The sequence below is a fragment of the Dapis purpurea BLCC-M126 genome (assembly GCF_050015975.1).
Classification (GTDB): Bacteria; Cyanobacteriota; Cyanobacteriia; order Cyanobacteriales; family Microcoleaceae; genus Trichodesmium.
Genome location: NZ_JBNHER010000206.1, coordinates 1 through 8,848 on the forward strand (window position 1 = coordinate 1; position 8,848 = coordinate 8,848).

General features: G+C 42.2%; 7 protein-coding genes. 3 read left to right on the forward strand and 4 right to left on the reverse strand.

Going from position 1 to position 8,848, the window contains the following annotated elements; genetic code table 11:
- Window positions 1–94: 94 nt before the first annotated feature.
- Entirely contained in the window at window positions 95–1,318 is a 1,224-nt protein-coding gene (locus tag ACP6PL_RS18000; protein WP_426546645.1) for an HhoA/HhoB/HtrA family serine endopeptidase, read from the reverse strand.
- A gap of 972 nt (window positions 1,319–2,290) precedes the next feature.
- Between ACP6PL_RS18000 and ACP6PL_RS18005 the strand changes: the two genes are divergently transcribed.
- Both ACP6PL_RS18005 and ACP6PL_RS18010 read left to right on the forward strand, forming a co-directional pair.
- Window positions 2,291–2,746 (forward strand): hypothetical protein, encoded by a 456-nt coding sequence (locus ACP6PL_RS18005; RefSeq protein WP_426546646.1) that lies wholly within the window; start codon window positions 2,291–2,293, stop codon window positions 2,744–2,746.
- Window positions 2,730–3,434 (forward strand): PEP-CTERM sorting domain-containing protein, encoded by a 705-nt coding sequence (locus ACP6PL_RS18010; protein WP_426546647.1) that lies wholly within the window; start codon window positions 2,730–2,732, stop codon window positions 3,432–3,434. Before ACP6PL_RS18005 ends, ACP6PL_RS18010 begins: the two co-directional genes overlap by 17 nt.
- A 255-nt stretch (window positions 3,435–3,689) precedes the next feature.
- Here ACP6PL_RS18010 and ACP6PL_RS18015 read toward each other — a convergent pair whose 3' ends face one another.
- Window positions 3,690–3,890, reverse strand: coding sequence for a hypothetical protein (locus tag ACP6PL_RS18015; RefSeq protein WP_426546648.1), 201 nt, complete (start codon window positions 3,888–3,890; stop codon window positions 3,690–3,692).
- Between the two features lie 398 nt (window positions 3,891–4,288).
- Here ACP6PL_RS18015 and ACP6PL_RS18020 point away from each other — a divergent pair, with 398 nt between their 5' ends.
- Window positions 4,289–5,050: a transposase gene (locus tag ACP6PL_RS18020; protein ID WP_426546649.1), complete on the forward strand. Its 762-nt coding sequence runs from the start codon at window positions 4,289–4,291 to the stop codon at window positions 5,048–5,050.
- Window positions 5,051–5,593: 543 nt separating this feature from the next.
- On the opposite strand, the gene ACP6PL_RS18025 is transcribed toward ACP6PL_RS18020, so the two are convergent.
- The gene (locus tag ACP6PL_RS18025; protein WP_426546650.1) at window positions 5,594–6,505 is read right to left on the reverse strand and encodes an Rpn family recombination-promoting nuclease/putative transposase; all 912 of its coding nucleotides are present in this window, start codon (window positions 6,503–6,505) and stop codon (window positions 5,594–5,596) included.
- Window positions 6,506–6,910: 405 nt separating this feature from the next.
- Window positions 6,911–8,701: a translational GTPase TypA gene (typA, locus tag ACP6PL_RS18030; protein ID WP_426546651.1), complete on the reverse strand. Its 1,791-nt coding sequence runs from the start codon at window positions 8,699–8,701 to the stop codon at window positions 6,911–6,913.
- Between the last annotated feature and the right edge of the window lie 147 nt (window positions 8,702–8,848).

Genomic DNA, 8,848 nt, shown 5'->3' on the forward strand with positions numbered 1-8,848 from the left:
AGGCTTTAAACCACAATTATTTAATTAACAATTAATAATTAATAATTCGGTAAACCCCGCCAATAATAATTAACAAATCAAGAAATAACTTTGATTAACTAGCATCCTGTAATTCCTCTGGACTCACAGAAAATGTTTGAGTTCCTGAACCACGTTTTACTGTAATTTTTAGAGGTTTACCAATTTCACTATCCTGAACTATATTCTGTAATTCTTCAGCAGTAGTAATTTTTTGACCATCAATTTCTGTAATCACATCCCCACGTCGTAAACCGCCTTTAGCTGCTGGACTATTAGGAATTACCTGTGCTATTAAAACACCTCCAGTATCAGGAAGTTGTATTAAGGAATTGGGATTTTTGTTAAATCTTTCAATGATTTCTGGAGTCAATGTAATCATCCGCACCCCAATATAAGGACGAGGTATACTTTCACCTTTAGCTAACTTTTCTTGAATCACTTTGGCTTCATCTATAGGTATAGCAAACCCAATACCTTGCCCATCGGCACGAATAGCTGTATTAATACCAATCACTTCTCCCTGGGAATTTAACAACGGCCCCCCAGAGTTACCAGGGTTAATAGCAGCATCAGTCTGAATAAAATCCAGGCGTTTATCAGGAATACCAACTTCCGAACTGGCGCGGTTGAGAGAACTTACAATACCCAAGGTGACAGTATTATCTAATCCCAGGGGGTTGCCGACAGCGATCGCCCAATCTCCGACTTTTACCTCACCAGAATTTCCTAAAGGTGCAACAGGTAAATTTTCTCCATCAATTTTTATCACTGCTAGATCGGAAGGTTCATCCAAACCCCTAACTTTTCCTTCAAAACTACGCCCATCTTTCAGCTTAACTGTAACTGTATCTGCTCCTTTCACAACATGAGCATTAGTCAAAATAGTACCACTGCTATCGGTAATAAAACCTGAACCTTGCCCCCGTTGTTGATACTCTTTGGGAAACTGAGGAAAACTATCTCCAAAAAAGCGACGGAAAGATGGATCGTTAAAAAAGTTAGGTAAGTTACGCTCTACTGTACGTTCTGTATCTATGCGCACTACAGCAGGTCCTATTTTCTCAACTGCAGTGGCTACAAAACTGTCGGCTGTCACGGGGACTTTTGCTATTCTAGGGGTGTTTGTGTTTACTGCTAGCTGAGGCTGATTTTCGGTAGTTTGTTTGCCGTCTGTGGGCAGAAATACTCTAGGGAAAGTGCGTATGGCGGTTAAAGTTAAGCCTGTGCTTAAGGCTATAGCGATTACATAACCGCCTATTTGAGGTGTAGCTGAATTTTTTTGATCGGAAATTTTCATTGTGTACTCCTATAGATTTTTAATATGGTTAGGACTTACGCAGAACAACGTGTTTCTGTCATTGCGAGCGACAGCGTTTGCGAAGCAGTCCGTCAGGATAGCAATCTCAAACGTGGAAATTGCCTTACTCATGCGTAAGTCCTGATGGTGATAAATAAAATTATAAACATTAGCGATAAATTTTATCAAAGGAAATGGTTTTCCCTATTATTCTGTGGGTTGCTTGGGGCGGTGTTTTTTCAGTTATCAGTGCAATTTGTAGGCGCTGGTTTAGCCGAAAACCTTGATACATGATATTAATCTATCGATCGCCCGCCCTGTGTCCAGTGGTATTGACGCTAAGGGGGCGGGTTTATTTATATTGTTGAGTTCTCATTAACACCCTGGGGGGAACCCGCCCCTACCTCCATTAATTGTGGGGGCGGGTTTTACCCATGTTAAATGCGAAAATTGTGTAACTGATTGATTTATCGATCGCCTGCCCTGCTTCCGATTTCTGATATCCGCCCTGCGCCCCTATGGGAAATGGGGGCGGGTTCCGCTTGATTTGATTTTTATTGGTTTTGAGTTAAAATACCAATTTGTTAAATGTTACGAATAGTAAGGACAATCGGTTTTACAGGAGATTTACCTTACCTTCAAAAAATATGATTTCCCAAATAAAATGATATAGAAGCTATTCCCATATGACTCCTGACTCCTAAAAAGTTCCCTAGTCCTTTGAGCAAACATTTATCAAATTGGTATAACGTGGGAACCCGCCCCTACATCCAAACGTATACAAAAACGTAATGCCAGGCATAAGATGTTGTAATAGTATGAAGTTTTGATGAAGATTCTGCAGCGTCAGTAATATGTGAAGTTCTGATGAAGATTTGCGAAATGCTCTTGACACTAGGGGGGGGTCGATTATCTTCCTCTTAATACTTGATATTAAAGTGGACCAAGTTTATATTATTAATAGAAAAGAAGATGAACCAAATCCGATCCCCTCTGGGCAAATCTACCAACCAATCCTCCTTCGACTCCTCGATCAAGCAGCTCCTAAAAGCTCTCGGTGGTGCAACAGTTTCCATCGGAGCAACCTTTTCCCTCTTTCTCACTTCAGCACAAGCAGCATCTTTCGTCACCACGTTTGAGATAGACACGCTTAACGTGACTATTGTTGGCAGTGGCGAAGATGCTGATGGGGACAAGGTTATAGAGTATACAGAGTTGAGTAGCCCTGTGAGTGTCATGTTTGATTGGGGAGAAGGAATTGTACTCACCGTTTGGGACTTCCCGAATTTTAGTTATTCGCTTGAGACTGAGACCTTCTCTGGTCTCACCGGTCTTCCGATCCCGCTCCTAAGTTTGCCTGATTTATCCGATCCCTCCTGTATCTTTATTAGCGATCCTTCGCGCTTTAACCGTGCAAACCAACTTTAAAGGTCTTCTTTTCTCGGAACCTTCTGAGATATCTGAATCTTCCTCTCCCTTCGTCCTTGATCTACTTAGATCACTGGCGCGATCGATTGCCCTCGCCATCGATGCGCTCAGGGGATGGCAGCTGAATCTTCCCCGTGCCCTTGCCTCAATCTTCCGCTCTTTTATTTCTTTAGTTGAATTATTCCGTACTTTTGCTGTTCGTGTATCTGTTGCGTCCTTCTTAAATCAGTCCTACGCCGTTTCTTTTCTGCCCTCCGGCGGGGTCGCGAACTCCAACTCGGAGGCGGGTGAAGAAAGTGCGAGCGCGACTGTCCTCGAAAGTGTGGGAGTCAGTGTTATTCTTCCTTTGAACACGAGCATCGAAACAACGGCAGACGCCCCGCCAGCGCCAGCGCCAGCAGCGCCGGCGGCGGCGGAAGCGGGGGCGTATTCGTATTCGTTCACCCCCACCCCCACCCCAGCTGTCGGGTCACCGGCGGCGGAAACGGCGATGGAGAGCCCCGTCGTTGTGGAGGGAAGCGTGTCGGACCCAGTGGAAGTGTCGTTCGTGTTCGTGTGTCCAGTGCATCAACCAAATTGTGTGTCGCAATCCACCCGTCCCACACAAACCCCGGAACCAAGCCTCACATTAGGTTTTATCACACTTGGCGGTTTAATGCTAGGTAGCAAAAGAAAGACCAAAGGCTAAAAACAATGAAGAGAGAGAAGTTTACCCTTCTCTTTTTTTCTCAACGATACCTGGCACTTTACAGTTAGCCTCCTACGGAGGAGCTACGCTTTTCATGTCGCGCAGCGAAACAGTTATCAGTAGTCAGGAGACAGGAGACAGGAGACAGGAGACAGGAGACAGGAGTCAGAATGAAGAAGTTGGGATTTTCATAAGTGTTCTACAAACAACTATGAAACTCTGGTAACTGGTAATTCAGTAGTTAGGAGACAGGAGTCAGGAGTCAGGAGACAGAATGAAGAAGTTGGGAGTAATTAAAAGCTGAAAAATGATAACTGTGATAACTAATATCATGTCCGGTTGAATAGTTATAATTAAAGCTTGTAGTTGGGCTTCAGCCCGAACTGTAGATAGGGCTAAAGCCCAACTACAAACCATATACTTTTTGGTCGCGTAAGCGGAACGGAGTTCTATCACTGATTATCCGGACTTGATATAACTGGTAACTATTGAACTAATGGGTAATAACTGAAGTAGCTGTAGGTTGGGTTGAGGTATCCGAAACCCAACATCCTTTGATTTGCAAGTACGGTTTGATAAAGGTTGCTTGAAAGCAAAAGGTTAACCCTATAGGTGTTGGGTTGCGCTGTTGCTTCACCCAATCTACAAAAATGTCAAGACTAAAATGAAGACCTCTCCCCCAACCCCTCTCCTGCAAGGAGAGGGGGAAAATACTCCCCCTTCCCTCCTCCCCCCTTTCAAAGGGGGGCAAGGGGGGATAGCAAGGGGGTTGGGGGGTTAGGTTCTTTAACTGACATTTTCAAGCTTGACACGACACTACTGGCTAGCAACTGATAACTGATAACTGAAAAGACATGGGCAGACCAAAAAGAGAATTCAAGGCAGGATATTCGTACCACATTACGACTCGGTGCAATAACAGAGATTTCAATCTCACCCGCCGAGAAACCAGGGAAATTCTACTACACATAATCAAACAAGCACAGGAAAAATACCCATTCAAACTGTATGCTTTGTGCATCATGCTGAATCACGTTCATTACCTGATGGAAGCAGACAACCCTGATGATATACCGAAAATCATGCACTGGATAAATTGGTATTCTGCTATGTCTTTCAACGCCCTCCTCAACCGCAAAGGACACTTTTGGGAACAAAGATATACCTGTCATGGCTTCCCCAACTCCGACAAAGAAAGAGCATTAAACACCATCCGTTATATTCATGCCAACCCCAAAGCAGCAGGGATGAGAGAAGGCTTTTTCTACGACTTCAGTAACTATGGCACTTATGAAAAACTAACAACGGATGGCATTACTCAATGGCATCCAGCTTTTTTTGAATTAGGTACATCATTAGAAGAATGCGCTGACAAATACAAAGGTTTTTGTCGGCGTTATACACCCAGGAAAAAACCAACCAAGAAAAGCGACTGGGGAAAGAGAATATTGAGGGGAATATTAAGCAGAGTTCCTAAAACAAAGGTATCCCCCGGACAAATACCGTTACCATTTTTAATAGAAAAAATTGTCTTGATAGAAATTCCAGCAATAGCAGAGACAGCGATACATTTTATTAAAGCAAATCGTTTTCCCTATTATTCTGTCGGTTGGTAGGGGGGGTTTATCTGGCTAGGAGCTGTAACAAACTGTAGTGCCGTGTCAAGCTTGAAAATGTGGGTTAAAAAACCTAACCCCCCAACCCCCTTCCCTGCAAGGGAAGGGGGAGAGAAATCCCCCCTCTCCTCGCAGGAGAGGGGTTGGGGGAGAAGTCTTCTAGGTTGCCCGCTCCTACCCCACAATTTTAGTCTAGACACGGCAGTAGTTAAACTGTTAAATATTGATCTTTGGCTAATTATTTGGCGATCGCCGTTGCCAAACAGAATGCTAATACCAATATATTTCGGAGCCAAAGCAAAATTTTTTCTCCCTGCTCCCTCTTTTGTAGAAATGTCTAATATCAAAGCCAGATAATTAGTTTGTAGTCATTGCGACTGGAACGGAGTGGAAGGAAGCAATCTCAGGGGTTTGCAGAGATTGCTTCCTATCGTCGCAATGACAACTATTCAGTTACACTCGTCATTGCGACTGTAACGGAGTGGAAGGAAGCAATCTCAGGGGTTTGCAGAGATTGCTTCCTATCGTCGCAATGACGACTATTCAATCAGATTTTATTAAACGTTCCTGCAACCAAGTCAACAAATCTTCTAGACTATTTAAGTCTAAAAAATCTTCTCCTAAATTTTCCAAATCTGCAACAGACAAATCTTCAATTTGACTACTTATTACCTCTGGAATTTCTCCAAAACGCTTTTTAAGTTGACGCATTATTAACCGTAATTGCCCTTTTTTTTCCCCTTTTTCTTCCGCATAACTTATTCGTCCTTTTTCATCTTGGAGCATCATACCTCGGCGCTCAAGCATATCTAATTCTTCCGCCGTCATGTTAATTTGTTCGGCAATATTTAAAGCTTTTTCTATTTCCGAAACTGCTCCTAAATTCTCCGGTATCTCATCTAAACTACCAGTTTCTTTGAGAAAATAAATCCACTTATCACTCAAACTATCTAACTCAGACAAACCTTTCTTAAACTTCGGCAATTCTACAAAAATTAGTCGCAATTCTTTATCCAAACATTCAAAATTTTTCTCTTCTTCTTTAAACACAAACTTATTAATCACATTCTCAGTCTTTTTAAATAAAAGAAAATCTGTAATTGTGACAGCAATGGCTGGATTTAGTCGAGGGTAATTTTCTCCTATTTCTAACTGATTAGCATAAGCTTTAGCTAAATTGTAAGCTACCCGTTTATTAAAAGCACCCATCCATGCCACTTGCATTTCAATCATCACCAGAGAACCATCAAATAAAACAGCTTTGACATCCAAATAAGTATCCTTTAATGAGATTATTTTACCAGGATTAAAAGGATTAACAATTGTCAAAGACTGAATCGTTTTTTCCCCTCCATAAATAATTGCATTGAGAAAACTAATTAAGATATCTTGACTTTCTTCTGAACCGAAGATTTTTTTAAAAGCATAATCTATCTTAGGACTAACAAATTTCATAGTATTTTGTCTCCCAATTGATAATTAATAATTATAGAATCTGATTGAACACTCGTCATTGCGACGATAGGAAGCAATCTCGTGGGACCCCTGAGATTGCTTCCTTCCACTCCGTCCCAGTCGCAATGACTTGGGCATAGTAATTATCCGGATTTGCTATAACTATCAGCTCAAGAATTTGATATTTTTATTTATAAACTGAAATGGTGCGTTACGACGGATTCCTAAATACTTTTGACAGTGTAAATTTTAGCCGTATAACGCACCCTACTGGACTGTTTCATCTAAAACTGTGCGTTAGAATTGTCATTGCGAACGACAGTGAAGCAATCTCTAGAGAGTTTTCTATTGCAACATTTTAGATGAAACAATCCACTACAAATTTTGCTGATACTGATAACTGCCTTACTTTTTCACCAATTTCTTACTCAGCTTCCGCAACCGCACTGACTCCGGTGTAATTTCCACTAACTCATCAGGTCCGATATATTCCAACGCCCGCTCCAAACTCATATCCACAGGCGCTTGCAACTGTACCAACTCATCCCCAGTTGCAGAACGATGGTTAGTCAACTGCTTACTCTTGCAAACATTCAAATCTAAATCTTGAGGGCGGTTATGTTCTCCCACAATCATACCTTTATACACCTTTGTACCAGGAGTAATAAAGAACACCCCACGGTCTTCAGCATTTTTCAAAGCATAAAAAGTTGCCACACCTTCCTCAAAAACAATAATTACCCCATTGCGTCGAGCTTCAATTTCACCAACCAACGGACGATAGTCTAGGAAACTGTGGTTCATAATACCTTCCCCACGGGTGAGACGCATAAACTCACCCCGGAAACCAATCAAACCACGAGCAGGAACAGAAAATTCTAATTGAGTACGACCATTTGTACCCACCTGCATATTCTGCATTTCGCCTTTGCGCTGACCTATTCTTTCGATGCAACCACCGACCGCATCTTCGGGAACATCCATTACTAAAAGTTCAAATGGTTCGCATGGTTGACCGCTGACTTCCCGGTAAATAACTTGAGGTTGTGCGACTTGAAACTCATAACCTTCTCGACGCATAGTTTCAATCAAAATACCTAAGTGCAGTTCCCCACGACCAGAAACAGAAAACTTCTCTGGAGAGTCAGTTTCTTCTACTCGTAATGCAACATTAGTTTCTAACTCTCGCATTAGGCGATCGCGCACTTGTCGAGAAGTTACAAATTTTCCTTCTTTCCCTGCAAATGGAGAGTCATTGACAGAGAAAGTCATTTGTAGAGTAGGTTCATCTACTTTAATCAGAGGTAGAGCTTGAGGTTCATTAGGACAAGTAATAGTTTCACCAATATTAGCATCACTAAACCCGGCAACTGCCACAAGATTACCAGCAGCAGCTTCTTCAATATCAATGCGTGCTAAACCTTCAAACCCCATTAATTTTGAGATTTTTGATTTTACAACTGTGCCATCTTCTTTTACAATTGCAGCTTGTTGCCCAGATTTAATCACACCATTGTGGATACGACCTACTACTATTCTACCCAAATATTCTGAATAGTCGAGAGTTGTCACCTGCAACTGTAAAGGTTTTTCAGGGTCTCCCACTGGAGGAGGAACATGGTCTAAAATAGAATCGAATAAACACTGCATATCTTTTGACTCTGTTTCTAAGTCTTTTTTCGCGTAACCTGCTAAACCAGAGGCAAATAGATAAGGAAAGTCGCATTGGTCATCATCTGCACCCAGTTCGAGAAATAGATCGAGAACTTTATCAACAGCAGTGTGGGGGTTCGCCCGGGGACGGTCGATTTTGTTAACAATAACAATGGGCCTTAAACCTTTTTCGAGGGCTTTTTTCAGGACGAAGCGAGTTTGTGGCATTGGGCCTTCGTTGGCATCGACAATTAGTAAACAACCGTCCACCATACCAAGGACTCGTTCTACTTCTCCACCAAAGTCAGCGTGACCAGGAGTATCAACGATATTTATCAGGGTATCTTTATATTTTACGGCAGTATTTTTAGATAGAATTGTAATCCCACGTTCCCGTTCTAGGTCGTTAGAGTCCATGACACAATCAGGAATATCTTCCCCTTCGCGGAAGATACCGGATTGTTTGAGGAGCGAGTCAACTAAGGTAGTTTTGCCATGGTCAACGTGGGCGATGATGGCTACGTTGCGAATAGGAAGAGACATAAGAAGTTTATATTACAGATATTACTGTTAAGTTTCTTTAACTATTGTAGCTGATGGAGGGACTATAGCGCTATGCACAATTCAGGAGTTAGGAGTCAGGAGTCAGGAGTCAGGAGTCAGGAGTCAGGAGTCAGGAGTCAGGAGTCA

Excerpts from the sequence above, each read along its gene's own strand:
- ACP6PL_RS18005 (WP_426546646.1), top strand. The coding sequence starts at position 2,291 with ATGAACCAAATCCGATCCCCTCTGGGCAAATCTACCAACCAATCCTCC.
- ACP6PL_RS18025 (WP_426546650.1), bottom strand. The coding sequence starts at position 6,505 with ATGAAATTTGTTAGTCCTAAGATAGATTATGCTTTTAAAAAAATCTTC.
- typA (WP_426546651.1), bottom strand. The coding sequence starts at position 8,701 with ATGTCTCTTCCTATTCGCAACGTAGCCATCATCGCCCACGTTGACCAT.
- ACP6PL_RS18000 (WP_426546645.1), bottom strand. The coding sequence starts at position 1,318 with ATGAAAATTTCCGATCAAAAAAATTCAGCTACACCTCAAATAGGCGGT.
- ACP6PL_RS18020 (WP_426546649.1), top strand. The coding sequence starts at position 4,289 with ATGGGCAGACCAAAAAGAGAATTCAAGGCAGGATATTCGTACCACATT.